The organism is Pseudomonas sp., from assembly GCF_050739775.1.
In the GTDB taxonomy this organism is placed as follows: Bacteria; Pseudomonadota; Gammaproteobacteria; order Pseudomonadales; family Pseudomonadaceae; genus Aquipseudomonas.
The window spans coordinates 176255-202286 of sequence record NZ_JBOICA010000001.1 but is presented as its reverse complement, the minus strand read 5'-3'; the positions used below and the strand labels follow the sequence as shown (position 1 = coordinate 202286).

Annotated in this window: 23 protein-coding genes and 3 pseudogenes; 16 read left to right on the top strand and 10 right to left on the bottom strand. The window is 62.8% G+C overall.

Annotated features, from left to right (window positions below; all coding sequences use genetic code 11):
* Positions 1–9: 9 nt before the first annotated feature.
* Entirely contained in the window at positions 10–1452 is a 1443-nt protein-coding gene (locus ACRESH_RS01125; protein WP_431740196.1) for an aldehyde dehydrogenase family protein, read from the bottom strand.
* Positions 1453–1545: 93 nt separating this feature from the next.
* Here ACRESH_RS01125 and ACRESH_RS01120 point away from each other — a divergent pair, with 93 nt between their 5' ends.
* Positions 1546–2445, top strand: a complete 900-nt coding sequence (locus tag ACRESH_RS01120; RefSeq protein WP_431740195.1) for a LysR substrate-binding domain-containing protein — start codon at positions 1546–1548, stop codon at positions 2443–2445.
* 121 nt (positions 2446–2566) lie between these two features.
* Here ACRESH_RS01120 and ACRESH_RS01115 read toward each other — a convergent pair.
* Positions 2567–2671 (bottom strand): annotated as a pseudogene (locus tag ACRESH_RS01115) (IS3 family transposase); the annotation flags it as partial.
* On the opposite strand from ACRESH_RS01115, the pseudogene ACRESH_RS01110 reads away from it, so the two are divergent.
* From ACRESH_RS01110 to ACRESH_RS01080, 7 genes and pseudogenes are all read left to right on the top strand, one after another.
* Positions 2672–2869: pseudogene (locus ACRESH_RS01110) on the top strand (EAL domain-containing protein); the annotation flags it as partial.
* Positions 2870–3024: 155 nt separating this feature from the next.
* Positions 3025–3114 (top strand): K(+)-transporting ATPase subunit F, encoded by a 90-nt coding sequence (gene kdpF, locus ACRESH_RS01105; protein ID WP_105642480.1) that lies wholly within the window; start codon positions 3025–3027, stop codon positions 3112–3114.
* Positions 3115–3122: 8 nt separating this feature from the next.
* A complete protein-coding gene (kdpA, locus tag ACRESH_RS01100) occupies positions 3123–4817 on the top strand; it encodes a potassium-transporting ATPase subunit KdpA (protein ID WP_431740194.1) in 1695 nt (564 codons plus the stop codon).
* A gap of 10 nt (positions 4818–4827) precedes the next feature.
* The gene (gene kdpB / locus ACRESH_RS01095) at positions 4828–6882 is read left to right on the top strand and encodes a potassium-transporting ATPase subunit KdpB (protein WP_431740193.1); all 2055 of its coding nucleotides are present in this window, start codon (positions 4828–4830) and stop codon (positions 6880–6882) included.
* Positions 6883–6898: 16 nt separating this feature from the next.
* Positions 6899–7459, top strand: a complete 561-nt coding sequence (gene kdpC, locus ACRESH_RS01090; RefSeq protein ID WP_431740192.1) for a potassium-transporting ATPase subunit KdpC — start codon at positions 6899–6901, stop codon at positions 7457–7459.
* Between the two features lie 9 nt (positions 7460–7468).
* Positions 7469–10129 (top strand): DUF4118 domain-containing protein, encoded by a 2661-nt coding sequence (locus tag ACRESH_RS01085; protein WP_431740191.1) that lies wholly within the window; start codon positions 7469–7471, stop codon positions 10127–10129.
* Positions 10126–10824: a response regulator gene (locus ACRESH_RS01080; protein ID WP_431740190.1), complete on the top strand. Its 699-nt coding sequence runs from the start codon at positions 10126–10128 to the stop codon at positions 10822–10824. The genes ACRESH_RS01085 and ACRESH_RS01080 overlap by 4 nt, the downstream gene beginning before the upstream one ends.
* A gap of 37 nt (positions 10825–10861) precedes the next feature.
* Here the strand turns inward: ACRESH_RS01080 and ACRESH_RS01075 are convergent, their stop codons facing one another.
* Positions 10862–11902 (bottom strand): patatin-like phospholipase family protein, encoded by a 1041-nt coding sequence (locus tag ACRESH_RS01075; protein WP_431740189.1) that lies wholly within the window; start codon positions 11900–11902, stop codon positions 10862–10864.
* Positions 11903–12059: 157 nt separating this feature from the next.
* Here ACRESH_RS01075 and ACRESH_RS01070 point away from each other — a divergent pair, with 157 nt between their 5' ends.
* From ACRESH_RS01070 to ACRESH_RS01060, 3 genes are all read left to right on the top strand, one after another.
* Entirely contained in the window at positions 12060–12338 is a 279-nt protein-coding gene (locus ACRESH_RS01070) for a hypothetical protein (RefSeq protein WP_431740188.1), read from the top strand.
* A gap of 14 nt (positions 12339–12352) precedes the next feature.
* Positions 12353–13120 carry a CHAD domain-containing protein gene (locus ACRESH_RS01065; protein ID WP_431740187.1) on the top strand — a complete coding sequence of 256 codons (768 nt, stop codon included), beginning with the start codon at positions 12353–12355 and terminating at the stop codon, positions 13118–13120.
* 81 nt (positions 13121–13201) lie between these two features.
* Positions 13202–14002, top strand: a complete 801-nt coding sequence (locus ACRESH_RS01060; protein WP_431740186.1) for an acyl-CoA thioesterase — start codon at positions 13202–13204, stop codon at positions 14000–14002.
* A 2-nt stretch (positions 14003–14004) separates the two neighbouring features.
* On the opposite strand, the pseudogene ACRESH_RS01055 reads toward ACRESH_RS01060, so the two are convergent.
* The 3 genes and pseudogenes from ACRESH_RS01055 to ACRESH_RS01045 all read right to left on the bottom strand — a co-directional run.
* Positions 14005–14217: pseudogene (locus tag ACRESH_RS01055) on the bottom strand (terminase); the annotation flags it as partial.
* Between the two features lie 75 nt (positions 14218–14292).
* Complete coding sequence (locus tag ACRESH_RS01050; protein ID WP_431740185.1) at positions 14293–15771, bottom strand: methyl-accepting chemotaxis protein; 1479 nt, start codon at positions 15769–15771, stop codon at positions 14293–14295.
* 85 nt (positions 15772–15856) lie between these two features.
* On the bottom strand, positions 15857–16663 hold the full coding sequence (locus tag ACRESH_RS01045) for a TatD family hydrolase (protein WP_431740184.1): 807 nt from the start codon (positions 16661–16663) through the stop codon (positions 15857–15859).
* A 158-nt stretch (positions 16664–16821) separates the two neighbouring features.
* Between ACRESH_RS01045 and ACRESH_RS01040 the strand changes: the two genes are divergently transcribed.
* Both ACRESH_RS01040 and ACRESH_RS01035 read left to right on the top strand, forming a co-directional pair.
* Positions 16822–18246: a transglycosylase SLT domain-containing protein gene (locus ACRESH_RS01040; RefSeq protein WP_431740183.1), complete on the top strand. Its 1425-nt coding sequence runs from the start codon at positions 16822–16824 to the stop codon at positions 18244–18246.
* 278 nt (positions 18247–18524) lie between these two features.
* On the top strand, positions 18525–18833 hold the full coding sequence (locus tag ACRESH_RS01035; protein WP_431740182.1) for a hypothetical protein: 309 nt from the start codon (positions 18525–18527) through the stop codon (positions 18831–18833).
* A gap of 14 nt (positions 18834–18847) precedes the next feature.
* Here ACRESH_RS01035 and ACRESH_RS01030 read toward each other — a convergent pair whose 3' ends face one another.
* The 4 genes from ACRESH_RS01030 to ACRESH_RS01015 all read right to left on the bottom strand — a co-directional run bounded on the left by ACRESH_RS01030 (position 18848) and on the right by ACRESH_RS01015 (position 23978).
* The gene (locus ACRESH_RS01030) at positions 18848–20065 is read right to left on the bottom strand and encodes a DUF3422 domain-containing protein (protein ID WP_431740181.1); all 1218 of its coding nucleotides are present in this window, start codon (positions 20063–20065) and stop codon (positions 18848–18850) included.
* 145 nt (positions 20066–20210) lie between these two features.
* The gene (gene greB, locus ACRESH_RS01025) at positions 20211–20705 is read right to left on the bottom strand and encodes a transcription elongation factor GreB (RefSeq protein ID WP_431740180.1); all 495 of its coding nucleotides are present in this window, start codon (positions 20703–20705) and stop codon (positions 20211–20213) included.
* Between the two features lie 79 nt (positions 20706–20784).
* The gene (locus tag ACRESH_RS01020; RefSeq protein WP_431740179.1) at positions 20785–23295 is read right to left on the bottom strand and encodes an ABC transporter permease; all 2511 of its coding nucleotides are present in this window, start codon (positions 23293–23295) and stop codon (positions 20785–20787) included.
* Positions 23295–23978 (bottom strand): ABC transporter ATP-binding protein, encoded by a 684-nt coding sequence (locus ACRESH_RS01015; protein WP_028941428.1) that lies wholly within the window; start codon positions 23976–23978, stop codon positions 23295–23297. The genes ACRESH_RS01020 and ACRESH_RS01015 overlap by 1 nt, the downstream gene beginning before the upstream one ends.
* Before the next feature lie 10 nt (positions 23979–23988).
* Between ACRESH_RS01015 and ACRESH_RS01010 the strand changes: the two genes are divergently transcribed.
* The 3 genes from ACRESH_RS01010 to ACRESH_RS01000 all read left to right on the top strand — a co-directional run bounded on the left by ACRESH_RS01010 (position 23989) and on the right by ACRESH_RS01000 (position 26025).
* Positions 23989–24594 (top strand): arylesterase, encoded by a 606-nt coding sequence (locus ACRESH_RS01010; protein WP_431740178.1) that lies wholly within the window; start codon positions 23989–23991, stop codon positions 24592–24594.
* A gap of 56 nt (positions 24595–24650) precedes the next feature.
* A complete protein-coding gene (locus ACRESH_RS01005; RefSeq protein ID WP_431740177.1) occupies positions 24651–24932 on the top strand; it encodes a hypothetical protein in 282 nt (93 codons plus the stop codon).
* 121 nt (positions 24933–25053) lie between these two features.
* A complete protein-coding gene (locus ACRESH_RS01000) occupies positions 25054–26025 on the top strand; it encodes a L,D-transpeptidase family protein (RefSeq protein ID WP_431740176.1) in 972 nt (323 codons plus the stop codon).
* Positions 26026–26032 lie beyond the last annotated feature (7 nt).

Genomic DNA, 26032 nt, shown 5'->3' with positions numbered 1-26032 from the left:
AGGGCTCCATCAAGGCCGGACGTAGGTGGTCTTGACCACGGTGTAGAAGTCGCGGGCGTACTGACCTTGTTCGCGCGGACCGAAGCTGGAGGCTTTGCGGCCGCCGAATGGCACGTGGTAGTCGGTACCGGCGGTTGGCAGGTTGACCATCACGCAGCCGGTCTGGGCGCGGCGCTTGAACTCGCTGGCATGGCGTAGCGACTGGGTGATGATCCCTGCCGTAAGGCCGTACTCGGTGTCATTCAGGGTCGCTAAGGCTTCCTCGAAATCAGCCACGCGGATCACACAGGCGATTGGGCCGAACATTTCTTCACGGTTGATGCGCATGTCATTGCGGCTATTGATGAACAGCGCCGGGCGCATGTAGTAGCCGTCGGTTTCCAGGTGCAGGCGTTCGCCGCCTTCGACCAGAGTGGCGCCTTCGGCCTGGGCCAGGCGCAGGTACTCCAGGTTCTGCTCCAGTTGACGCGCCTCGGCTACCGGGCCGATCTGCACGCCGGCCTGCAAGGCAGGGCCGACAGTGAGCTGGCGCATGCGTACACGCAGGGCTTCGACGAAGCGGTCATGAATGCCGTCGCAGACGATCAGTCGCGAAGACGCCGTGCACTTCTGCCCGGTACCAAAGAACGCTCCGTTGAGGGCGCATTCGACGGCCAGGTCGAGGTCGGCGTCGTCCATGACCACCAGGGCATTCTTGCTGCCCATCTCCAGCTGGCAACGCACCAGGTTGCCCGCCGTGGCGACGGCGACCCGACGGCCGGTGGCCAGTGAACCAGTGAAGGTCAGGGCATCGATATCGGCTGACTGCACCAGGGTCTCGCCGACGCTGGCGCCACTGCCCATGACCAAGTTGAAGGTGCCGTGGGGCAGGGCCTGGCGACTGATGATTTCAGTCAGCGCCCAGGCACTGGCGGGCACCAGGTTGGCCGGCTTGAACACTACGGCGTTGCCGAAGGCCAGGGCCGGGGCGATCTTCCAGGCGGCGGTGGCCATGGGGAAGTTCCACGGGGTGATGATGCCAACCACACCCACCGGTTCGCGGTGCACCTCGATGTCGATGCCAGGGCGTACAGACGCTGCGGTCTCGCCCATCTGGCGCAGCACTTCGGCGGCGTAATAGTGGAAGAACTGGCCACTGCGGTTGACCTCGCCAATGCCCTCGGCGAGTGGCTTGCCTTCTTCACGCGAAAGCAGCTCACCGAGCTCTTCCTTGCGGGCAATCAGCTCGTCGCCGATGGCCATCAGTAGCTGCTGGCGCGCTTCCAGGCCCGTGGCGGCCCAGAGCGGCTGTGCTGCACGAGCGGCCTGGATGGCCTGCTGGGTCTGTTCGGCGCTGGCCTGGTGGTACTCACCGATCAGGTCGCGGGTGTCCGAGGGACTGTGGTTGCTCAGCGTGGTGAGACCTTCGCACCACTGGCCATCGATGTAGTTTTTGTAGGGAGTAAGTGACATTGAGAAGCCTCCGTTTGCCTGGCTCTCATCTTGCGAGCAATATGGCTCAAATAAAAATTAATAAAAAAAATGATTCGATAAGGATTGCTAACAATGTTGCCCGAGCTGAAAATCGCCCAGATGCGCTACTTCGTGCTGGTGGCCGAGCTGAAAAGCTTCAACGCCGCTGCCCGCCAGGCCTACCGCACCCAGCCGGCGGTATCGCTGGCGGTGCGCGAGCTGGAGCAGAAGCTGGGCCAGGCGCTGATCGAGAAGGGCGGTGGCCGGGTCGAGCTGACGCCCTTTGGCGAGCACTGCCTGCCGTTGTTCCGGGGCCTGATCGAGCACCATGACCGCATTGCTCGCGAAGTCACCCTGATGGTCCAGCATGAGATCGGCCAGGTCAGCATCGCCACCGTGCCGTCGGTGGCCAGCCGGTTATTGCCGGGGCCATTGGCACGCTTCGTCATTGAGCATCCGAACGTACAGGTCAGTATCCAGGACGGCACCGCCGAGAGCGTTCAACAACTGTTGACCCAGGGCCAGGTGGATTTCGGCATCAGCAGTATGTGGATGGCCGACGAGCAGGTTGAATTTGCGCCGATCATCAGTGACCAGGTGGGCGTGGTCTGTCGGCGCGAGCATCCCTTGGTGCAGGCGGGAGGCGCATTGCACTGGTCGCAATTGCTGGGATTGCCGATGATTCGCAACGGCACCTCGCGGCTACTCGAAGGCACCGACGCCGAAGGCTTGCTGGAGCACAGCCGCTTGTTCGTCTCCAACATGATCTCGCTGATTGCGATGCTGGAAGAGGGGGTGGGGATCAGCACCTTGCCGTATCTGGCGTTTCCCCAGGAGAACGAAAAGCTGGCCTTCCTGCCGCTTGCCGAGCCCAAGGTCGAGCGCCAGATCGGCGTGCTCACGCGCAAGGGGCGCAGCCTGTCGCCGGCGGCGCAGGCGCTGATGACGTTTCTACAGGCCCACGCGACGCCGACGGCGTTGAAGTTGCCCTAGAGCACCCGCTCAAAGGTGGTCTGCATCAATTTGAGGACGCGTGACTGGTTAATTCCACAGTCAAAAAGCAGACAATCCACAAGGAGCTTCTGTCTATGTTTAGTCCATGAATCGGACCGTGAAGGAAATAGCGTTTCTCATACTCTACTGGCGACAGCTGCATAGCACTGCTGTGTCGGCGCTTAGGGTTATAGAACATCTTGATGTAATCGAAAATATCACTTCGGCCTGCCAGCAGTTGGGTGTGCAGTTCTCACTGGATGATTTCGGTACGGGCTACTCGTCTCTGAGCTACCTCAAGCGTCTGCCGGCCCGCACCATCAAGATCGACAAATCCTTCGTGCGCGACATCCTCCAAGACCATGACGACCTGGCGCTGACCCGGGCGGTGATCGGTCTGGCCAGGGCCTTCGGTCGCCAATTATGTACAGCCGCCGCAATGGCTGGCCCTGGCAGGGCATTAAGGGCGTTCTTTACGCATTCTTTATGTCCTGGCCAGGGTGGTGGTCTCGCGCCTTTACAGCTGCTCTACCGACAATGACCGCCAGCGGCGAAGTGCCGTAAGGACGGAGAGTTTCGATGAGCATTCTGGACGGGGTGTCACTGCTGTTGGCAGTGGCCTTGATGATCTACCTGATGGTCGCGCTGCTGCGCGCTGACCGGGGTTAGGAGCGACCATGCACAGTTACGATTACGCGTTGCTGCTGGCGTTCTTTGCGCTGGTATTAGTCCCGGCGCCCTGGCTCGGGCGTTTCTATTACAAGGTGATGGAAGGCCAGCGCACCTGGCTGTCGCCCGTGCTGGGGCCGGTGGAGCGTGGCTGCTACCGGATGGCCGGGGTCAATGCCGACACCGAACAGAACTGGAAACAGTACACCCTGGCTTTGCTGGCCTTCAACCTGGCCGGATTCGTACTGGTCTTTGCCGTGTTGCTTCTACAGGGCTACCTGCCGCTCAACCCGCAGAGCCTGCCGGGCCAGGAATGGTCGCTGGCGTTCAATACCGCGGTGAGTTTCGTCACCAACACCAACTGGCAAGCCTACAGCGGCGAAGCGTCGGTCAGCTATTTGAGTCAGATGCTCGGCCTGACGGTACAGAACTTCGTCAGTGCTGCCACCGGCCTTGCCGTGCTGGTCGCGCTGTGCCGTGGCATTGCCCGGCGCTCGACCAGCACGCTGGGTAACTTCTGGGTCGACATGACCCGGGCCACACTCTATGGGTTGCTGCCGCTGTGCCTGCTACTGGCCCTGGTGTTGGTCTGGCAGGGCGTGCCGCAGACCTTTGGCGACTACGTCCAGGCCTTGACCCTGCAAGGTGCTGACCAGACCATCCCGCTCGGCCCGGCAGCCAGCCAGATCGCCATCAAGCAACTGGGCACTAACGGCGGTGGCTTCTTCGGTGTCAACTCGGCGCACCCGTTCGAGAACCCGACAGCCTGGAGCAACCTGTTCGAAGTGGCCTCGATCATTCTGATTCCGGCGGCCCTGGTGTTCACTTTCGGTCACTACGTCAAAGACCTGCGTCAGAGCCGGGCGATCATCGCTTGCATGCTGGCGTTGTTCCTGATCGGTGGCAGCGCTGCGCTGTGGTCCGAGCACCAGGCCAACCCGAGCCTGAACAACCCGCAGGTCGAACAGACCGCGCCGCTCGAAGGCAAGGAAAACCGTTTCGGCACCACCGCCAGTGTGCTCTGGACGGTGACCACTACCGCAGCCTCCAATGGCTCGGTGAACAACATGCACGACAGCCTCAACCCTATCAGCGGCATGGTCGCGCTGGTCAACATGATGGTCGGCGAGGTGATCTTCGGCGGCGTCGGTGCCGGGCTCTACGGCATGTTGCTCAACGTCCTGATCGCGGTGTTCCTCGCCGGTTTGATGATTGGCCGCACACCGGAGTACCTGGGCAAGAAGCTCCAGGCGCGGGAAGTGCAACTGCTGGTGGCGACCCTGCTGGTAATGCCGGTAGGCGTGCTGGTTCTCGGTGCCCTGGCGGCCAGTCTGCCAGGCCCTGTAGCCTCGGTCACCAACCCGGGTGCCCATGGTTTCAGCCAGGTGCTCTACGCCTATACCTCGGCCAGTGCCAACAACGGTTCCGCCTTTGCCGGTTTCGGCGCCAACACCACCTTCCACAACCTGATGCTGGGGTTGGGTATGTTGATCGGCCGCTTCGGCTACATCCTGCCGGTGCTGGCCCTGGCGGGCAGTCTGGCGATGAAGAAGACCGCCCCGCTGGGCGAGAACAGCTTCCCGACCCACGGTCCGTTGTTCGTCACCTTGTTGGTTGTAACCATTCTGTTGATCGGTGGCCTGACCTTCCTGCCAGCCCTGGCCCTGGGCCCGATTACCGAACACCTGAGCCTGGGTTTCTGAGGAGCGAATCATGAACATGCCGATTCCTGAAGTGAAAGCGGCGCCGGCCCCTGCGGCACGGACCACCTTTGCCGCGCTATGGCGCCCGGCGCTGGTGCAGGCTTTCGTCAAGCTCGATCCACGTCAGCTCAAACGCTCACCGGTGATGCTGGTGGTGGAACTGACCGCGATCTTCACCACCTTGCTGTGCCTGGTGCCCGACAATGGCGTGCCTACTGCAGTGGCGGTGCAAATTGCCCTGTGGCTGTGGTTCACCGTGTTGTTCGCCAACTTTGCCGAAGCCCTGGCCGAAGGCCGCGGCAAGGCCCGCGCCGACAGCCTCAAGGCCGGTAGCCAGGGCTTGAGCGCCCGGCGTCGCAACGCTTCGGGCAATTTCGAGGTGGTGCCAGCCACTAGCCTGCGCAAGGACGATGTGGTCAAGGTGCTGGCCGGGGAGATGATCCCCAGTGACGGCGAAGTGCTCGAAGGGATTGCCGCAGTCAACGAAGCGGCCATTACCGGTGAGTCCGCGCCGGTGATTCGTGAGTCCGGTGGTGATCGCTCGGCAGTGACCGGCAATACCCGGCTGGTCTCCGACTGGTTGCTGATCCGCATCACCAGCAACCCGGGCGAGTCGACCCTGGACCGCATGATCGCCCTGGTCGAAGGCGCCAAGCGCCAGAAGACCCCCAACGAGATCGCCCTGGACATCCTGCTGATCGGCCTGACCATGATCTTCCTAGTGGTCGTGGTGACGCTGCAACCGTTCGCGCACTTTGCTGGTGGCAGCATTCCGCTGGTGTTCCTGGTGGCGCTGTTGGTCACCCTGATCCCCACCACCATCGGTGGCCTGCTCTCGGCCATTGGTATTGCCGGCATGGATCGCCTGGTGCGCCTCAACGTCATTGCCCGCTCTGGCCGCGCCGTGGAGGCCGCCGGTGACGTGCATGTGCTGATGCTCGACAAGACCGGCACCATCACCTTCGGCAACCGTCGTTGCAGTGCCTTGCATGCCGCCCCTGGGGTAACGTCCAAGGAGCTGGGCGAGGGCGCTTTGCTGGCCTCGCTGGCTGACGACACGGCCGAGGGCAAGTCGATCGTCGAGTACCTGCGTCAGTTGCACGACTTCGACGAGCCGCGCGCTGATCAGTTGACACCAGTGGCCTTCAGTGCCGAGACCCGCCTGTCCGGTGTTGATTACCAGCAGCGTCGGATCCGTAAGGGCGCGGTGGATTCGGTGCTGGCCTTCGTCGGTATGCAGCGCCTGGAGTTGCCGTCGTCGCTGTCCCGCGAAGTGGACAAGATCGCCCAGAGCGGCGGTACACCCTTGCTGGTCTGTGTCGACAAGCGCCTGCTGGGGGTGATCCACCTCAAGGACGTGGTCAAGCCGGGGATTCGCGAGCGCTTTGCCGAACTGCGCAAGCTGGGCATCCGCACCGTGATGGTTACCGGTGACAACCCGCTGACTGCCGCGGCCATCGCCGCCGAAGCCGGGGTCGATGACGTGCTGGCCGAAGCCACGCCGGAGAAGAAACTGGCGCGCATTCGCCAGGAGCAGAACGACGGCCGCCTGGTCGCCATGTGCGGCGACGGCGCCAACGATGCCCCGGCGCTCGCCCAGGCCGATGTCGGCATGGCCATGAACGACGGCACCCAGGCGGCCCGCGAGGCAGCCAACATGGTTGACCTGGACAGCGACCCGACCAAGCTGTTGGATGTGGTGCAGGTTGGCAAGGAGTTGCTGGTAACCCGCGGCGCCTTGACCACCTTCTCGATTGCCAACGACGTGGCCAAGTACTTCGCCATTCTGCCGGCCCTGTTTGCAGCGATCTACCCGCAGTTGGGTGTGCTCAACCTAATGCACCTGAGCAGCCCGCAGAGCGCGATTCTTTCGGCCATCGTCTTCAACGCGCTGATCATCGTCGTGCTGATTCCCCTGGCCCTGCGCGGAGTGCGGGTACAGGCCGCCAGTGCTGCACACCTGCTGCGTCGCAACTTGCTGATCTACGGTGTGGGCGGGCTGGTTGTGCCGTTTGCCGGGATCAAGCTGATCGACATGCTGCTTACCGCTTTGCACCTGGTCTGATACCAAGGAGACGACCATGACAACTTACGTACGTCCGGCCATGAGCCTGATTTTGCTGATGACCCTGATCACCGGCGCGGTGTACCCGCTGGTGGTCACCGGGGTGGCCCAGGTGGCCTTCCCTGAACAGGCCAACGGCAGCCTGCTGCGCGATGACCAGGGCCAGGTGCGCGGTTCGCTGCTGATCGCCCAAGCTTTCAAAGGCGATGCCTGGTTCCACGCGCGGCCATCAGCGGCTGACTATGCCACCGTCGCCAGTGGTGCCAGTAACCTGGCACCGAGCAACCCGGCGCTGGCCCAGCGCATTGGCGAGAGTGCCGCGCAGCAGTATATCGAAACGCAGGGGGCGGTGCCGCTGGACCTGCTGACCACTTCCGGCAGTGGCCTGGACCCGCATTTGTCGCCTGCCGCCGTGGCCTATCAACTGCCGCGGGTGGCGGCTGAACGTCAGCTCAGCACGCAGGCCTTGCAAGCCTTGGTCGAGCAGTCCACCCTGCAGCCATTGATCGGTCCGCCGGTGGTCAATGTACTGGCCTTGAACGCCGCCCTAGAACGGCTGGCCCCGGCTTCGAAATAAGGACAAGCAGTGAGCGATAGCAACTCCGAACGCGCCGATGCGTTGTTGGCCGGGCTGCCGCGCGAAGGGCGCGGCAGGCTCAAGGTGTTCTTGGGGGCGGCGCCGGGGGTGGGCAAGACTTACGCCATGCTCCAGGCTGCCCATGCCCAGGTGCGCCAGGGCGTGCAAGTACTGGCAGCGGTGGTCGAGACCCATGGCCGGGCCGAAACTGAATCCCTGCTCGGCGGATTGGCGCAACAACCTCTGGTGCGCTCGGAGTACCGCGGTGTACAGCTTGAGGAGATGGACCTGGATGGCCTGCTCAAGGCCTCGCCACAACTGGCGCTGGTCGACGAGCTGGCCCACAGCAACGCGCCTGGCAGTCGCCACGCCAAACGCTGGCAGGATGTGCAGGAGCTGCTGGCCGCGGGCATTGATGTCTACACCACGGTCAACGTCCAGCACCTGGAAAGTCTCAACGACCAGGTGCGCGGCATCACTGGCGTGCAGGTGCGTGAAACCCTGCCGGACTGGGTGCTGCAGGAAGCCTTCGAACTGGTTCTGATCGATCTGCCGCCGCGCGAATTGCTGGAGCGCCTGCGCGAAGGCAAGGTGTACGTGCCCGAACAGGCACGGGCGGCGATCGATGCCTTCTTCAGTCAGACCAACCTCACCGCTTTGCGCGAGCTGGCCATGCAGACGGCGGCAGCCCAGGTCGATGCCGACCTGGCTCACGGTTACCGCCAGCTCGGCCAGGAGGCACCCTCCTTGCGCGGTCGTTTGCTTGTCGGGGTGGATGGTAACGCCCAGGCCGAGCGCCTGGTGCGCCATGCCAGCCGGGTGGCCCAGCGTCGTCACCTGCCCTGGAGCCTGGTGCATATCGACAACGGCACACTGCGTGACGAAACGGCCCGCCAGCGCTTGCAGGCTGCCCAGCAGTTGGCCGAGCGCCTGGGTGGTGAAGTGGTGTTACTGCGTGCTGGCGAAGTGGCCAAGACGCTGATCCAGCATGCTTTGGAGCGTCGCGCCAACCTGGTGCTGGTTGGCCAGTCCCGCGATCGTCTGCGGCGGCGGTTGTTCGGTGCCGGCGTGGCCACACGCTTGTTGCGTGAGGCCCATGGTCTGGAAGTCAACGTGCTTGACCGTGACGAGAGGCCCGAACCGCCGAGCGCGGCAGTGAAAAAAGTCTGGGTCTGGCGGCACTATCTGTTGGCGCTGGTTGCCACGGTGCTGGCTGCGGGAATTGCCTGGGGCGTTTCCGGTGTCCTGGCCTTGCCCAATATCTCCCTGGTGTTTCTTGCCGCCGTGTTGCTGGTGGCCGTGCGCAGCAGCCTGGGTCCGTCTCTGGCCTGTGCGGCAATGTCGTTCCTGACCTATGACTTCCTGTTTATCCCACCGACCTTCTCCTTCAGCATCCAGCGTGAAGAGGATGTGCTGACTTCGCTGTTCTTTCTGTTGATGGCGGCGCTCACTGGCAACCTCGCTGCACGCCAGCGCCGGCAGTTGCAGGCGCTGCGCGAAACCCAGGAGCAGACTAACCAGTTGCTCGATCTGTCGCGCAAACTGACTGCCGCCACCGACCGCCAGGCCGTGTTCAACGCTGCCGGGCAGCACCTCGACGGCTGGAACGATTTGCAGGTGTGCCTGCTTGAACGGGATGTCGAAGGTCGTCTGCAGGTCGCCAGTGCTGGCAGCGTGCAGTTCAGCGACAACGAACGGGCCGCCGCCGACTGGGCCTGGCAGCACGATCAGGCGGCGGGGTTGGGCAGTGATACCTTGCCCAATGGCCGCTGGTGGTGGTGGCCGTTGTCGGTGGAGGAAGAGCCCCTGGCACTGCTTGGGGTGCGTCCGCACCAGGGGCAGACGCTGACGCCACAGCGCCGGCGCCTGCTCAAGGCCCTGAGCCAGCCGCTGGCCCAGGCCCTGGCTCGGGCACGCCTGGCCGAACAACTGGAAGCGGCGCGCCTGCATGGCGAGACCGAGCAACTGCGCAGCGCCTTGCTTGCGTCGGTGTCCCACGACCTGCGCACACCGCTGACGGCCATGCGCGGCAGTATTGACAGCCTGCTGGCCTTGGGCGAATCGATCCCCCAGGGCGATCGCCACGAGCTGCTCGAAGGCACGCGCAATGAAGCCGAACGCCTGGATCGCTATATCCAGAACCTGTTGGACATGACCCGCCTGGGCCACGGCGGCCTGAAGCTGGCCCGTGATTGGGTGGCGCCCACCGATATCGTCGGCAGTGCCCTCAATCGCCTGCGTATCGTGCTGGCGCCGCTGCAGGTGATCACCGAGGTGCCGGATGGTTTGCCGCTATTGTTCGTGCATGCCGCTTTGATCGAGCAGGCGTTGGTCAATGTACTGGAGAACGCCGCGCGCTTTTCGCCTGCCAACGGACGTCTGCAACTGCGGGTATCGGCGGCCGACGAGCATCTGTATTTCGCCGTCAGCGATGAAGGGCCGGGTATTCCCCTGGCCGACCGTGAGAAGATCTTCGATATGTTCTACACCGCTGCCCGCGGTGATCGTGGCGGGCAAGGCACAGGCCTTGGCCTGGCGATCTGCCAGGGCATGATTGGCGCCCACGGCGGGAATATTCTGGTGGGCGATGGTATCGATGGCCAAGGCACCTGCATCACATTATGCTTGCCGCTTCCGACCCAGCCCGAGCCTGAAAGCGAAGCCCCATGAGTCAGATCGCAACCCTGCTTGTCATCGATGATGAACCACAGATTCGCAAGTTCCTGCGCATCAGCCTCAGTTCCCAGGGCTACAAGGTGCTGGAGGCCGCCACTGGCGCCGAAGGACTGACCCAGGCCGCGCTGGCCCGGCCCGACCTGGTGGTGCTGGACCTTGGTCTGCCGGACATGGACGGGCAGCAGGTGCTGCGCGAGTTGCGTGAATGGAGTCCAGTGCCGGTACTGGTTTTGTCAGTGCGTGCCAGCGAAATCCAGAAGGTCGAGGCACTCGATGGCGGTGCCAACGACTACGTGACCAAGCCGTTCGGCATCCAGGAATTTCTCGCCCGGGTGCGGGCGTTATTGCGCCAGGCGCCCCAGGCCACGGCAACGGACGTCGCGCCGAGCTTTGGCCCCTTGACGGTCGACCTGGCTTTTCGCAAGGTGATCCTGGACGGTGTCGAGGTCGCCCTGACGCGCAAGGAATACGCGCTGGTGGCACAGCTGGCGACGCATCCGGGGCGGGTGATCACCCAGCAGCAACTGCTCAAGGACATCTGGGGGCCCACCCATGTCGATGACAGTCACTACCTGCGTATCGTTGTCGCCCATGTGCGGCAGAAGCTGGGGGATGACCCGACGGCGCCGCGCTTCATCATCACCGAGCCAGGGGTGGGGTATCGCTTGGTGGGGCCGGAGCAGGCTTAAGCCCTACCGTTCCCACAACTGCGGTGGATTCAAACATTCAGCGCCGTTCCGCCTCATAGTTTTCCATGGTATCCCGCGCAATTTCCCTGCCCAAGGCGATCAGCTCCGGCGCCTTGTAGAACTCGAAGAAGCGACACACCCGCTTGGGTACGTTGATCAGCACGTCCGGCGGGTAGCCGGCGATCTTGTACTGGGCCAGCGACGTCTGCATCACCTCGAAGCTCTGGTTGATCAGGTCCAGCAGTGACCCGGGCCCGACGTTGTCGATGATGAACGAACCTGCCGCCGACTTCGGTGCGCCGTCACTTTCCGGAGCCGCTGCCGGTTGCTGCGCCTCAGGGGCGGCGGCATCGCTGAGCCAGGGGTTGGGAATGTGCACTGCCTGGGGTGTGAGTTCCTGCTCGATGCGCATCAGTTGCTCGGCTTGTTTGCGCCTGAACGGCAGGTGTGAACCCAGGGAGCTGATCAGGCTGTCAAAGCGCAGCTTGAAGGCTGCCGGGCGTTCGATCACCGGCAGTTGGTACTGCTTCTGGTTGGTCGAGTTGAGGTTCACGGCAATGATCAGGTCGCAGTGGCTGGAGACCACCGGGATGATCGGCAACGGGTTGAGAATGCCGCCGTCGACCAGCATGCGGTTGCCTTGTACCACCGGGGTGAACAGGCTGGGGATTGCTGCCGAGGCACGCATGGCCTGATGCAGGCAACCTTCCTGGAACCAGATTTCCTGCTGGTTGGTGAGGTCGGTGGCCACTGCCGTGTAGGGAATGCGCAGTTCTTCGATGTTCACTTCGCCAACGATCTTGCGAATCTGCCCGAACACTTTCTCGCCGCGAATGGCCCCTAAGCGAAAGCTCACATCCACCAGGCGCAGCACGTCCAGGTAGTCCAGACTTTCGATCCAGCTGCGATACTCCTCAAGCTTGCCCGCCGCATAGATGCCGCCAATCACCGCACCCATGGAGCAGCCGGCTACGCAGGCAATGTCATAGCCGCGACGTTCCAGTTCCTCGATCACACCAATGTGCGCATATCCACGAGCCCCGCCTGAGCCCAGTACCAATGCCACGCGTTTGCTCATGATGGCTCCCGGTTGTATGCCGTCGATGCTCTAACAATGCGCCTATTGGTGTCTGTGCTTCAATCGTCACGCGTGCTGCGCTACGCTTTGCAGGGCACTTTTCTTCTTTGTTGCCGTCGAACGCGCCATCCTGAACATTTCTTTTGAGGTATCACCGATGAAAGCCTGGATTTGCCTGCCCCTGATTGCTCTGGCCCTGACCGGTTGTGCTGGCAAGACAGCCTATCGCGACAGTTGTGCCAATCAGCTGGATTCGGCCTGGAAGGAGCTCGATCTGGCCAAGGCCGAAGGCTTTGCCGGTACGGTCAGTTATTCCAAAGCGCTTTCGTTGTTGACCGGGGCCAAGACCCAGCAGCAGTTCGAAGCCTTCGAAGGTTGCAGCAACAAAGCTCAGAAGGCCCGTTTCTACATTCGTGAGTCCCGCGCCGGTCGCTGACCCAGGAGAACACCATGTCGGTCATGCTCGACCATGTGATTGCCCAGGTACTGGCCCTGCAGGTTCGCCTGCTCGGTTGCCAGGCGCGGCTGGCGGCTGACACCGACAGCGAGGCACTGCACGACCTGCGTACCGCCACGCGCCGCTTACGCAGCTTGCTGCGGCCGCTGCGCGAGTTGCCTGGGGTCGAACAGCTTGAGGGTGCGGCGCAAGCGCTGGGCAATCTGACCACGCCGCTGCGTGACCGTGAGGTGCTGGCGGCGCAACTGCTCGAACGCGATCAGTTGGCGGCGGCGCAGGCACGCCTGGCTCATCGCCGGGAGACCTTCGCCAGCGTTGCCGAGAGTGTCGAGCTGGGGCGTTTGTTGGCGATTGTCGATGCCTTTCCGATCTTCTTGCGTGCCGCTGAGCGGGAAGGCTTGATTCGCAGTTTGCGCAAGCGTATCGACAGACGCCTGGAGAAGCAGTGGAAAAAGTTGCGTGAAGCGCTACAGGACCCGGCCCATGACCGTCATCGCCTGCGCTTGCTGATCAAGCGCGTGCGCTATGCGGCTGAAGCGTACCCGCAACTGGGGCATGCCGGGCGACGTTTGCAACAGGTGCTCAAACGCGCCCAGAGCGATCTGGGCAGTTGGCACGATCTGCTCCAGTGGTTGTTGCAGGCCGAGCAGCAGCGCGACCTCGCGCCTTGTGTTGAGCACTGGCAAGCACAGCTTCACCAAGCCGAACAGCGTGCCGATTTCACCCTGGAGCGCTTGCAAGCGCTGCTGGCGCAGCGATAAGCCGCAGATATGGCCGAAATGCGGGCTGTCGCTGTCGTCTCTGCTGGTTAAGATCGGACTTTTCCCACGGATGAGGTCGGCATGAATTTTTCGCAATTGCTCAAGGCGGTCCGCCTGCATCCCCAGGCGGTGTCCATTCCTGCCAGCTGGGCGCAAGGGCGTGCCTGTTTCGGCGGTTTGATGGCGGCCCTGCTGTACGAAACCATGCGCACCAAGACCTCGCCCGGTCGCCCGGTGCGTTCCCTGGCAATCACCTTCGTGGGCCCGGCCGAGCCTGAGGTGCCGATCAGCTTCGAAGTGGAGTTGCTGCGTGAGGGCAAGGCGGTCAGTTCGCTGTTGGGCCGCGCCGTACAAAATGGCCAAGTGGTGACCCTGATGCAGGGCAGCTTCGGTGGCGGGCGCGATTCAGTGGTCGATGTTCCGGCACTGCCCGCCGTGGAGATGAGTAGCCTTGAAGCGGCCACTGGTGAGCTTCCCTACATCAAAGGCGTGACCCCTGAGTTCATGCAGCATGTATCCCTGCGCTGGGCGATCGGCGGGATTCCGTTCAGCAACAACCACTCGCGCAGCATGGGCGGCTGGGTCAGGCTGCGTGACGAAGGCGGTGACGAAACCCTGAGTGAAGCGCACCTGCTGGCCCTGGCAGATGCCTGGCCGCCGACTTTGCTGTCGCACCTGAAGAAACCGGCGGCAGGTAGCACTCTTACCTGGACCATCGAGTTCATTCAGCCGGTGCCAAGCCTGACCACCCTGGACTGGTGCAAGTATTGTGCGCAGACCGAACACGCCCGTGATGGCTATGGGCATGCCTCTGCGGCGCTGTGGACCGCCCAGGGCGAGTTGCTGGCCATCAGCCGGCAAACGGTGACCGTCTTTGCCTAGTGGCGATGGCCCTGGCGCTGCAGGCCAAGGCCTGCGATCAGGGCGATGATGCCGACGGCCAGTTGCCCCAGGTCCAGGGAGAACAACCCCGACAACACCAGCAGCGCACCGAGGACAAACAACGGCACGGCGATCAGGTACAACACCAGGTTGGTCGGGTTATGGTGGTAGCCACGCCATTGCCAGGCGTGCAGGTTGGGCAAGCGTTTGCGCATGGGAAATTCCTCAGGGCTATATCTGAAGAATAGTGCGGCCCCCGTCAGGGGGCCAATCAGCGCCGGCTATCGGGCTTATAGCTTTAGTTGGCCGATGGCTTTGTTCAGTTCGCCGGCCAGGGTGGCCAGCTCGCTGCTGGTGGTGGCCGAGTCGACGGTCTGCTGGACGGTCTGTTCGGTGACGTCGCGGATACTCACCACCGCACGGTTCATTTCTTCGGCCACCTGACTTTGCTGCTCAGCGGCGACGGCAATCTGAGTGTTGCTTTCACGCATCTGTGCCACCGCGCTGGTGATCTCGGCCAGGGCAGCGCCGGCTTCCTGGGCCTGCTGGACACAGTCGTCAGCCTTGAACGAGCTCTCCTGCATGAAGTCCACAGCATCGCGGGTGCCTGCCTGCAGCGCCGAGACCATGGTGGTGATCTCGTCGGTGGAAGCCTGCACACGTTTGGCCAGATTGCGCACCTCATCGGTGACCACGGCAAATCCACGACCCAGATCACCGGCGCGGGCGGCTTCGATGGCCGCGTTAAGGGCCAGCAGGTTGGTCTGCTCGGCAATGCTGTGGATCACCCCGACCACGCTGTTGATCTTCTGGCTGTCCTCGGCCAGTTGGTGAATCATTTCGGCGGTCTGCTGCACGCCGTTGGACAGCCCGGAAATCGAGGTCTGCACGCGGCTGACCACTTCCTGGCCGCTGCCGGCCAGGGTGTCGGCGGTCTGCGACAGGTCGCGGGTGGCACTCGCATGCTGGGCGATGTGATAGACCGTGGCCGACATCTCATTGATGGCGGTGGCGGCCTGGTCGGTCTCGCTCTGCTGGCCGAGCATGCCATGGCGCACCTCGTTCATGCTCGTGGCCAGGCGCGCGGCACCGGAATCGAGCTGGGCGGCGGTGCGTGCCACGGTGTTGACCACGCGGTGATAGGTGGTCTGCATGGCGTTGAAGGCACTGGCCATCTGGCCGACCTCATCGCCGCAAGACAAGGGTACCCGCGCCGAGAGGTCGCCGGTCTTTTCCACGTGCAGCATCACGTCCTTGAGGGTGTTGAGCTGGCTGAGCAGGAAGCGTATCAGCAACTGCGAGGCGCAGAGCATGGCGAGCATCAGGATCAGGACGCAGATTGCGTAGTTGGTGAAACGGTCGGTAAACACCTGGAGCAGGCTGGGGGCGGGGGCGAGGACGGCGATCTGCTGGCCGTCGCGGCTGATCACCTGGGCGCCGCTCAGTGGATCAGTGCCGGTCAGGGGCAGACCACGCAGCTCGACCCAGCCCTGGGCATTGGCCAGGGCTTCGAGGTTGGCATCGGCAAAGAATGGTACTTGCCCAGGGGCGTACTGCAGCCACAACGGATTGTGCGGCAAGGCCTGGCCGTTGGGCCAGGCTGCCAGTAACTGAGCCTCGGCCTGGGCTTTGGCTTGGGCATCCTGCGCCCGGGCCTGTTGCTCCAGGTGCACGGCATAGAGCACCAGGAACAGGGTTGTGACGAAGGCCACCGCATTGACGGCCCAGAACTTGTATTTCAGGGAGATATTGCTAAGCCAGGCACCCATGGAAGGTCTTCTCTGATTGAGCGGAAACATTGTTGGCAAGGTGCCATCATTGTGCCGGACCGAGCAGGGGGCGCCTTGATATGCGTCAAATAATCGCGGGCAGGTCAAAGAAGGCACGTGCGCAGGCGCTGGTATGGGCTGCCAGCTGTTGGGTGCTTTCGCCACGGTGCAGGGCAACTTCGCGCAGGACTTCGGTGAGGAAAGCTGGTTCATTGCGACCGTTCTTGGGCTTGGGCCGCAGGCTGCGCGGCAGTAGGTACGGCGCATCGCTTTCGAGCATCAGGCGGCCCTGGGGAATGCTGCTCACCAACGGGTGCAGGTGCGTGCCGCGCCGCTCGTCGCAGATCCAGCCGGTGATGCCGATGTGCAGGTCAAGGTCCAGGTAGCCGAACAGGGCCGCGCGCTCGCCGGTAAAGCAGTGCACCACAGCGGCGGGCAGGCGGTCACGGTAGTCCTTGAGGATCGCCAGCAGGCGCTCGCTGGCATCACGCTCATGGAGAAACACCGGCATCTGCAACTCGACCGCCAGGGCCAGTTGCTCCTCCAGGGCTTTTTCCTGTTGTGGGCGGGGTGAGAAATCACGGTTGAAATCCAGCCCGCATTCGCCCACCGCACGCACCCGGGGTTGCTCCAGCAAGGCGCGCATCTGTCGGGCGCTGTCGCTGTTCCAACTGCTGGCATCGTGGGGGTGAACCCCGGCGGTGCTGAACAGTCGCTGGCCGCTTTCATCCAGTGCCAGGCACAGTTCGAGTGCCTGCTCACTGCCTTGCAGGCTGGTACCGGTGACTATCATCTGCAGCACACCGGCGGCCTCGGCGCGCTCGAGAATCGCCTGGTGTTTGTCGGCAAAACTTGGGTTGGTCAGATTGACGCCGATGTCGATGAGTTGCATGGTGCTACCTCAGGCCGCTGGCCGGCCAGCATAGCAAAGCTCGGGGTATTTCGATAAATCCAAGAACTTCAATGAGTTGTCGTGGTCTTTTGCGGTCAATTGTCATGTTACGACCGCACACTATGACGCCAACCCCACACGCGCGGACCTTGATACGGATGACCCGAGCGCTGTTTTTGTTGATTGTGCTGAGTTTAGGGCTGCTTCAGGCAGGTCCGGTCAGTGCGCGCCTGCCCGGTCCGCAACAGGCGGTGGCCAAGACCCAGGTCCGCGACCTTGCACAGATTCGCAGCAGCCGAGAACTCAAGGTGCTGGTCAACCAGAGCCGCAACAGCTCCGGCGAAGTCAAGGGCGAGCCGGTGGGTGTTGAGTACCACCGCCTGCGTGCCTTTGAGCACTACCTCAATGGCCGCGCCCGCGACGGCCAGGAAATTCGCCTGAAAATCATTCCCCGGGCCAAGGAGCAACTGTTGGCGGCCTTGCAGCGCGGCGAAGCCGATCTGGTGGCGCCGGGCGAATTGCTCGACCCAACCTCCACCCGCGGCCTGGTGGCCAGCGATCCGGTGGTCGACAACGTGCCCATGGTCCTGGTGGGACGCAAGGGCGAGCGCAGCTTCCAGCGGGTCGAGCAACTGTCCGGCCGCACCCTGGCCCTGACCAGTGCCAGTGCCGCCGGCGATACCCTGCATGAAATCAACCAGAAGCTGGCCCTGCGCAAGCTGCCACCGATTAAAGTCGAATGGGTCGATCCGACGTTGGCGGTGGAAGATGTTCTGGAAATGGTCCAGGCCGGCATCTTTCATCTGACCGTTGTCGAGCAGCCGATAGCCGAGCGTTGGGCCAGGGTTATGCCCAAGCTGCGTATCGACCGCAAAGTGCAGGTTGCCGCTCCCGAGGCCATGCGCTGGTATGTGCGGCGCGATGCGGTGATGTTGCACGCCAGTGTCGACCGTTTTCTGCAAGGTTATCGGCCGCCGGCGAATCAGGACGCGGCGTTCGAGCGTATCTATCGACGCCTGTACCGGGTACACAATCCTTTGGCGCGTAATGATCGTAAACGACTGGAAGCGCTACGTCCGGTGCTGCAGCGCCATGCCAGCGAACAGAATATCGACTGGCTGAACCTGGCGGCGGTGGCCTTCAAAGAGTCCTCGCTCAATCCTTCGGCCCGAGGTGCCGGGGGAACCCATGGGTTGATGCAGATTACCGCCAGTGCGGCCCAGTGGGTGGGGGTGAGCAATATCAGTAATGTTGATGGCAATGTGCAGGCCAGCGCGCGTTATATGGCGCTGATTCGGCGCAAGTTCTTTTCCAGCAATCAGCTCAATGAGCGTGAGCGGATGGCCTTTACCTTGGCGGCCTACAATCTGGGGCCTGAGCGGGTTCAGGCGATGCGCGCCGAGGCTCGGCGTCGTGGACTGAATGGCAATCAGTGGTTTTTCCAGACCGAGCGGATTGCCATGGAGCAAGTGGGGATGGGGCCGGTCAGTTACGTCAATAGCGTCAATAAGTACTTTCTGGCGTTTGATCGTGAGCGGGAGTCGCTGGAACCGCAAGGACGTAAGGTGGCGGGGCGTAAATGACTGTGGGAAATCATCGCGGGGCCGCATACCCAGCAGCCCTCACAACGGAGCACAATTCGCTTCGCTATTGTTTTGTGTCGTAATGTTAATAAAGGTAGCTCCCTGCGGGTTGACAGTTCGCCCGCAGCTTCTCTAGGATGCTGACTTGCGCCGATTTAAACAGCTACTTGCGGGGCGCAGGAGGAACCTTACGGGTTTCACCAAATACCGCTAAAACGCTGGTTCGGTGACGCCTCCCACCGCAGCCCAGCGGGATCTGCGAGGCGGAGAATTACTCCATGAGTTGTCCACGTACCAGTGTCTGTCTGACCCCTCTGCCTGCCAGCCAGGCCACCCGCGTGCCGCGCATTTTGCTGGGCGGTAGCCACCAGCCTACACTCCTGCGATTTCTCGATGGCTGGCCACGCCGCAAAGGCAGTGCCACCGCTTTTCTGATCCAGTTCGCCGACACTCGCGCTTCTCTTGAGCAGTTCGCCAGTGACCGCTTCGACCTGGCTGTGATCCAGGCGCCTAGCGCCGAAGACGCCGCTGAGGTGATCGGGCACCTGACCCGCGTTGCGCGGCAAGGTCTGATCACCCGCGGTTGATCCTCTGGTTCGGCTCAATGCTCCTTGGCTTTTCTGATACGCAACAAAATCAGCAGCAGGATAAGGAGCGCTACCGGCGCCATGGCCAGTAGCGCATCGCGTGCCGAAATCGGTGCGCCCAGGGTATGCAAGCCGGCGTAGAACAGTTTGAACAGGCTCAGCAGGTAGTAGGTGATGGCAATGATCGACAGGCCTTCCACCGCCCGCTGGATCTTGATCTGCGATTCGGCGCGTGCATTCAGGCTGTGCATGATCTCAGCGTTCTGTTCTTCCATTTCCACCTGCACCCGCGCTTGCAGCAGGTCACCAAGGTTGGCGACGTTTTCAGCCAGTTGTTCAAGGCGTTGCTCGGTGGCCGCGCAGTAGCGCACGGTGGGCTTGAAGCGGCGCTCGATGAATATGCCCAGGCGCTGGTAATCGCCGACATGGCTTTCACGCAATTCGCCCAAGCGTTCAAAAACCAGTTGCGCATAGGCTTGGGTGGCGCTGAAGCGATTGCGGCTTTTTACTGTGCTGCCGACCACCTGGCGTGACAGTTGGGCAATGTCCTCCAGCAGTGCCTTGGCATTGCCACCGTCGCTGGCCACGTTGCGTTCCGACAAGCTGACCAGGCTGCGGTCATAGGCATCCAGTTGGCTGCTCAAGGCTTTGGCGGTGTCCAGACTTAGCGAGGCCATCATTCGGTAGGTCTCGATTTCCAACAGGCGGCGGACCATGCGGCCCTGGCGATAGGCATTGAGCCGCCGGTTGATGAACAAAAAGCGATTGGTGCCGTCTTCGGTCAGGCGAAAATCGCTCCAGACCACGGCATCGCCACCGCCGACACAGGAGCCGCAGGGGTCCTTGAAGCCATACCGGCTGAGGTCGAGCCCGGTCTCGTCGCGCACGATCACTTGTACGGAATTGATGATCAGCGGTTGGCAGGGCTCGATCGCTTGTGCCAGCGCCTCGGGAAGTGTTCCCCAACGCAGCTCGCTGTTGTCTGCGGGCACCACCAGGGTCACGGTAAAGAATTCGGCATGGCGTTCCCATTTGAATGGGTGGCCATGGAATTGAGTGATGCCCTGAGCTGCTTCGGGTTCGAACCTGTCGGGAGCGCAGCGCTGCAGCAGGGCAGTGCATTGGGCGGCAGTGCCGAGAAACGCCAGGTGGTAAACATGAGCCGGCTCGTCGAAATACAGCGACGGGCGAGCATGCAACTCGTTGTGCAGTGCTTTTCGTTGGGCATGCATGAGGGTTCAGGCCGTATTGTTGTGTTTGTCTGCTGTTCCAGGTGCCAGGGGCACTTGCATGTGACAGGTCAAAGGCCGGTACGAGTCACGCTGCAGGTGAGCCGCTGGCTGCAATGAAGGTCAGTGCAGCAAACACATGACACGGTTACGCGTCTTCGGATGAGCCCGGTGGTCTGTAGGTGACACTGTTGATGTACCAGGTGGCTTCCCCCCCAGGCGTTTGCACCACCACCTCGTCATCTTTACCTTTTTTCAGTAACGCTCGGGCCATGGGTGAATCGATCGAAATGTAGTCATTGCGCCCATAGATCTCGTCGTAACCTACGATCCTGAAGGTCTTGATCTCGCCTTTGTCGTTCTCTATTTCCACCCAGGCGCCGAAGAAAACCCGGTCTTCCTGCTCAGGCGAGTAATCGACGACTTTTGCGTCTTCCAAGCGCTTGCGCAGGTAGCGTACCCGTCTGTCGATCTCTCGCAGCAGTTTCTTGTTGTACTGGTAATCGGCATTCTCACTGCGGTCACCCAGCGACGCAGCCCAGGCAACCTTGGCGGTGATCTCGGGACGGTAGGTGCGCCAGAGGTGATCCAGCTCGCTCTTCAGCGCCTCGTAACCTTCTCTGGTGATGATGTTTGTAGCCACGCTTGGTCCTTCATCGGGTAGGTATGGCGATAGATGCTCAGGATTCTAACGATATCTCATCGCTACAACCTGCTTTCTATCAGCCTTCGCGCAGCACTTTCAGCGGGCTGGCATTGAGCGCCCGGCGGGTGCCGTAGACGCCGGCCCCACCCACCAGCAAGGCACCGATCACTGGCAGCACCAGCAACCACGGATGTGGGCTCCAGCTCAGGTCGAAGGCGTAGCTGTACAACAACAGGGTGATCAGCTCGCAGCCGATGGCTGCCAGTAAGCCGCTGGCAGCCCCCAGCAAGCCGAACTCGATACGCCGGGCCTTGATCAGCAGGCCGCGCCCGGCGCCAAGGGCACGCAGCAGTGCGCCTTGGCGAATGCGCTCGTCCAGTGTGGCCTGCAGACCGGCAAACAGCACTGCCAACCCCGCCGCAAGGACAAACAACAGCACATACTCCACCGCCAGGGTGACTTGGGCGAGGATGCTGCGCAGCTGTTCCAGCAGCGCATCGACTTGCAGGATGGTCACTGCCGGGAATGCCCGCGACAGCGCCACCACCTGCTGGTCGTGGCCGGAGGCGAGGAAGAAGCTGGTCAGGTAGGTGGTGGGCAGGTCCTGCAGGGTGCCGGGCTGGAAGATCATGTAGAAGTTGGGCTGGAAACTGTCCCAGTTGACCGTGCGCAGGCTGCTGACCACGGCCTGGCGTTGCTGGCCGCCGATGCTGAAGGTGAGCTGGTCGCCCAGCTTGAGCTTGAGGCTCTGGGCCAGTTCTGCTTCGACCGATACGCCGGGCCCGACGTTGTCCGGGGCCGGGTGGGCCTGCCACCACTGGCCTTCGCTCAGGGCGTTGCCCTGGGGCAGGTCGGCAGCCCAGGTCAGGCTGAGGTCGCGCTGCACCGCGCGATCACCGGTGGATTCCTTGCTGACGATCTGTTGCACGGCCTGGCCGTTGATTTCGGTCAGTCGCCCCTGGATGACCGGGTAGAGCGGCGCGGCTTCGACGGAGAATTCGTTCAGGCGTTGGGCGAAGGTGTTCTTGTCGTCGGGCAGGATGTTCAGGGCGAAGTAGTTCGGCGCGTCTTTGGGCAACTGGTTCTGCCAGGTGTCGAGCAACTCGGCACGCAGCAGGGCGATCAGTGCCATGGCCAACAGGATCAGGCCGAAGGCCAGGGATTGTCCGGCCGCTGCCAGCGGGTGGCGCAGCAGTTGGCCCAAGCCCAGGCGCCAGGCCAATGGCGAGCCGGCAAGCATACGGCGCAGGCTGCGTAGGCCGAGTAACAGCAGGCCACCGAGGAGTACCGCCGCCACCAGGCCACCGCCGAGCAGGGCAAAGGTCAGCAGCAGGTCGAGGCTCAAGCGCCACATGATCAGGCCCAGGGCGAGCAGGGCGGCGCCGTACACCAGCCAACTGCTTGGCGGTACTGGCAGCAAGTCGCGGCGCAGCACTCGCAGGGGTGGCACCCGGCCCAATGCGGCCAGTGGTGGCAGGGCGAAGCCAGCCAGGGCCACCAGGCCGGTGGCGATCCCGGCCAGCGCCGGTGCCAGGCCGCCCGGTGGGATTTGTGCGGGCATCAGGCCTTGCAACAGCTTGAACAGGCCTAGTTGCGCCAGCCAGCCGAGCAGCGCGCCACCCAGGGCGGCGAGGCTGCCGAGTATTGCCAGTTGCAGGCAGAACAGGCTCAGCGCCTGGCGTCGCGACAGGCCCAGGCAACGCAATAGGGCGCTGGCATCGAATCGGCGGGTGGCAAAGCGGCTGGCCGACAAGGCCACGGCCACACCGGCCAGCAACACGGCAACCAGGCTGGCCATGTTCAGGTAGCGCTCGGCCTTGCCCAGGGCGCCGCCGATCTGGCGGTTGCCGTCGCGTGAATCCTGCAGGCGCTGGTTGGGTGCCAGGCTTTTACTGACGCCGTCACGGTAGCTGGCCAGGGCCTCGGGTTCGCCACGCCAAAGGTCGCGGTATGTGACCCGGCTGCCAGGTTGCACCACGCCGGTGGCATCGAGGTCGACAAGGTTGATCAGCACGCGTGGGGTAAGGCTGTAGAAATTGCCGGCGCGGTCTGGCTCAAAGGTCAGCACCCGGCTCATGCGCAAGGTCTTCATGCCGACATCAATGCTGTCGCCGATCTTCAGGTCCAGGGCGGCCAGCAGTCGCGGTTCGACCCAGGCCTCGCCCGGCGCCGGTCCGCCACCGCTGGTTTCGCTGGCATAGGGCTCGGCGGCGCTGCGCAGTTCACCGCGAAGCGGGTAGGCATTGTCGGCGGCCTTGATGCTCGACAGCTGGATGCCATTGTCGGTGGCAATCACGCTGGAGAACTCGACAACCTGGGCGTGCAACAGCCCAGCGGACTTGCCACTGGCGATCTGTTCGGGTTGGGCTGGTGAGCTGCCTTGCAACACCAGGTCAGCGCCGAGAAACTCGGTAGCGCGCAGCAGCATGGCGCCGTTGAGGCGGGCACCGAAATAACCGATGGCGGTACTGGCTGCCACCGCCACCAGCAGGGCGAAGAACAGCACGCGCAGTTCACCGGCGCGAGCGTCGCGCAGCAGTTGGCGCAGGGCCAGGGCCAACAGGCGCAAAAACGGCAGGCGGGCCATCAGGGCTCCAGTGGCGCGACCAGATGGCCGGCGTCCAGGCGGATCAGACGACGGCAGCGCTGGGCCAGGCGTTCGTCATGGGTGACCAATACCAAAGTGGTGCCGCGTTCCTTGTTCAGTTCGAACAGTAGATCGCTGATGCGCTCACCGGTGTGGCTGTCGAGGTTGCCGGTCGGCTCGTCGGCGAACAGCACCGCAGGTTCGGCGGCAAAGGCCCGGGCGATGGCGACGCGTTGCTGCTCGCCACCGGACAATTGGCGCGGCGAATGGCTCAGGCGCTGGCCCAGGCCGACTCGCTCCAGCAGGCTGCGGGCATGTTCTCGGGCATCGCGGCGACCGTCCAGCTCCAGGGGCAGCATGACGTTTTCCAGGGCGTTAAGGCTGTCGAGCAACTGAAACGACTGAAACACGAAACCGACGTGCTCGGCGCGTACCCGTGCGCGCTGGTCTTCATCCAGTGGGCCGAGGTCATGCCCTGCCAGGGTCACGGAGCCCGCGCTGGGCAGATCCAGGCCGGCGAGCAGGCCGAGCAGGGTCGATTTGCCCGAGCCCGAGGCACCGACAATGGCCAGGCTGTCGCCCTGTTTCAATTCCAGTGAGAGTTCGTGCAGGATGGTCAGGTCGCCTTCCGCGCTGGGAACCACTTTGCTAAGGTTGCGCGCAGTGAGAATGCTGGGGCCCATGGAGAATCCGATGCGAGTGTGGTTATTGAGTGCTGGCCTGGCCTTGATGTGCTTGGCCCAGGGCGCAGCAGCGGGGACCGTGCTGATTGTCGGCGATAGTATCAGTGCCGCTTTCGGCCTGGATACCCGCCAGGGCTGGGTTGCCTTGCTGGAGCAACGCCTTGAAACCGAGGGGATTGACGCCAAAGTGGTCAATGCCTCGATCAGTGGCGATACCAGTGCAGGAGGCCAGGCACGGCTGCCGGCGCTGCTTGCAGAGCACAAACCGGAGTTGGTGGTGCTGGAGTTGGGTGGCAATGACGGCCTGCGTGGGCAGCTTCCAGCGCAATTGCAACAAAATCTTGCCTCAATGATCGATCGTTCCCGCGCAGCCGGTGCCAAGGTGTTGTTGCTGGGCATGCGTTTGCCGCCCAATTACGGTAAGCGTTACACCGATGCGTTCGCCCAGGTTTATGAAAATCTTGCGACAGATAAGCAGGTGCCGCTGGTGCCGTTTTTTCTTGAAGGAGTCGGTGGCGTGCCCGAGCTGATGCAGGCCGACGGTATCCATCCGGGACAGGGCGCCCAGGCCCGGTTGCTGGAAAATGCCTGGCCGCAGCTAAAACCGCTGCTTTGACGCTTTTATACTGACCGGCTTTCGGCTAATGTGGCGCCCCCGATCTGGAGCCCCCGATGCCGCGTCCCGCCTGGTCCCTGTTTGCCTATCAATTGATCGAGCCTGACGAACAGCTTGACCTGTTCGCCTGCCAGGAGATCCGCGTCCATCTGGTGGCCCGTCAGCTCGAGCTGGGGGGCTCGGCCGACCGCACCCTGTGCGGCACCTTGTTGCCAGCGCAGCCGCGCTGGTCGGCGGTCGAGCGCGGTATCTATCGCGATCGCCGCCTGTGCGCCCTGTGCCGGGCTATTCTCGATGCCCAGCGCCGCGGCACACGGCCTGTCTGGCCCGAACTGTAACGCTCCGATCTAGCCTTTCATCCCCTGTAACGTCTTCCTCCGTCCGGATCACTCCCGATTGTGCTGGGGGCGGTGTACAATCGTCATCTTGACCTCACTGAATTAGCGAAGGATTTCCCGGATGTTGCCGCGCTTTCCCGCCGTCACCCGTTGCCTGTCCCTGGCCGCCCTGCTGGCGGCAGGTCCTGCTGCTGCGTTGGAGTTCCCCCTGCCGCCGCCTGGTCAAGACGTCATTGGCCAGGTTCAGGTGATCAAGGCCAAGTACGAAGACACCTTCGCCGATATCGGCACCGCCAACGACCTTGGCTACCTGGAAATGATCGCCGCCAACCCGGGCGTCGACCCCTGGCTGCCGGGTGCCGGCACCGAAATCATTCTGCCGACCCGCTTCATCCTGCCGCCGGGCCCGCGTGAAGGCATTGTCATCAACCTGGCCGAGTACCGCATGTACTACTACCCGAAAGGGCAGAACGTGGTACACACCTATCCGTTGGGCATTGGTCGTGAAGGTTGGGGTTCGCCGATTGCCAATACCAAGGTCACGGCCAAGACGCCGAACCCGACCTGGACGCCACCGGCCTCGATCCGCAAGGAGCACGCCGAAGATGGTGACATCCTGCCAGCCGTGGTGCCGGCAGGCCCGGACAACCCACTGGGCCCGTTCAAGTTCACCCTGGGCGTGCCGGGCTACCTGATCCACGGTTCGAACAAGAAGTTCGGTATCGGCATGCGCACCAGCCATGGTTGTTTCCGCATGTTCAACAACAACGTGCTGGAGCTGGCCAAGATGGCCCCGGTCGGTGTTCCGGTGCGCATCATCAACGAGCCGTACAAGTTCGGCCTCAGCGCTGGCAAGGTCTACCTCGAGGCGCATACGCCGCTGGACGACAAGGGTGACCCATCGGTGGTCGACAAGCACACCGCGGTGATCAACGCCTTGCTCAAGCGCGAAGACCTGGCCAACAACCTGCACATGAATTGGGACATGGTGCGTGACGTGGTTGCCGCTGAAGACGGCATGCCGGTGGAGATTGCCGTGCCGACCACTGGCCAGCAGCCGATGGTCTCGAGCGTACCGCTGGACATGCAGTAACCTTAGG

What these genes read in the sequence shown, in the direction of transcription:
- ACRESH_RS01125 (WP_431740196.1), bottom strand. Translation starts at nt 1,452, where the DNA reads ATGTCACTTACTCCCTACAAAAACTACATCGATGGCCAGTGGTGCGAA.
- ACRESH_RS01120 (WP_431740195.1), top strand. Translation starts at nt 1,546, where the DNA reads ATGTTGCCCGAGCTGAAAATCGCCCAGATGCGCTACTTCGTGCTGGTG.
- kdpF (WP_105642480.1), top strand. Translation starts at nt 3,025, where the DNA reads ATGAGCATTCTGGACGGGGTGTCACTGCTGTTGGCAGTGGCCTTGATG.
- kdpA (WP_431740194.1), top strand. Translation starts at nt 3,123, where the DNA reads ATGCACAGTTACGATTACGCGTTGCTGCTGGCGTTCTTTGCGCTGGTA.
- kdpB (WP_431740193.1), top strand. Translation starts at nt 4,828, where the DNA reads ATGAACATGCCGATTCCTGAAGTGAAAGCGGCGCCGGCCCCTGCGGCA.
- kdpC (WP_431740192.1), top strand. Translation starts at nt 6,899, where the DNA reads ATGACAACTTACGTACGTCCGGCCATGAGCCTGATTTTGCTGATGACC.
- ACRESH_RS01080 (WP_431740190.1), top strand. Translation starts at nt 10,126, where the DNA reads ATGAGTCAGATCGCAACCCTGCTTGTCATCGATGATGAACCACAGATT.
- ACRESH_RS01075 (WP_431740189.1), bottom strand. Translation starts at nt 11,902, where the DNA reads ATGAGCAAACGCGTGGCATTGGTACTGGGCTCAGGCGGGGCTCGTGGA.
- ACRESH_RS01070 (WP_431740188.1), top strand. Translation starts at nt 12,060, where the DNA reads ATGAAAGCCTGGATTTGCCTGCCCCTGATTGCTCTGGCCCTGACCGGT.
- ACRESH_RS01065 (WP_431740187.1), top strand. Translation starts at nt 12,353, where the DNA reads ATGTCGGTCATGCTCGACCATGTGATTGCCCAGGTACTGGCCCTGCAG.
- ACRESH_RS01060 (WP_431740186.1), top strand. Translation starts at nt 13,202, where the DNA reads ATGAATTTTTCGCAATTGCTCAAGGCGGTCCGCCTGCATCCCCAGGCG.
- ACRESH_RS01050 (WP_431740185.1), bottom strand. Translation starts at nt 15,771, where the DNA reads ATGGGTGCCTGGCTTAGCAATATCTCCCTGAAATACAAGTTCTGGGCC.
- ACRESH_RS01045 (WP_431740184.1), bottom strand. Translation starts at nt 16,663, where the DNA reads ATGCAACTCATCGACATCGGCGTCAATCTGACCAACCCAAGTTTTGCC.
- ACRESH_RS01040 (WP_431740183.1), top strand. Translation starts at nt 16,822, where the DNA reads ATGACCCGAGCGCTGTTTTTGTTGATTGTGCTGAGTTTAGGGCTGCTT.
- ACRESH_RS01035 (WP_431740182.1), top strand. Translation starts at nt 18,525, where the DNA reads ATGAGTTGTCCACGTACCAGTGTCTGTCTGACCCCTCTGCCTGCCAGC.
- ACRESH_RS01030 (WP_431740181.1), bottom strand. Translation starts at nt 20,065, where the DNA reads ATGCATGCCCAACGAAAAGCACTGCACAACGAGTTGCATGCTCGCCCG.
- ACRESH_RS01020 (WP_431740179.1), bottom strand. Translation starts at nt 23,295, where the DNA reads ATGGCCCGCCTGCCGTTTTTGCGCCTGTTGGCCCTGGCCCTGCGCCAA.
- ACRESH_RS01015 (WP_028941428.1), bottom strand. Translation starts at nt 23,978, where the DNA reads ATGGGCCCCAGCATTCTCACTGCGCGCAACCTTAGCAAAGTGGTTCCC.
- ACRESH_RS01010 (WP_431740178.1), top strand. Translation starts at nt 23,989, where the DNA reads ATGCGAGTGTGGTTATTGAGTGCTGGCCTGGCCTTGATGTGCTTGGCC.
- ACRESH_RS01005 (WP_431740177.1), top strand. Translation starts at nt 24,651, where the DNA reads ATGCCGCGTCCCGCCTGGTCCCTGTTTGCCTATCAATTGATCGAGCCT.
- ACRESH_RS01000 (WP_431740176.1), top strand. Translation starts at nt 25,054, where the DNA reads ATGTTGCCGCGCTTTCCCGCCGTCACCCGTTGCCTGTCCCTGGCCGCC.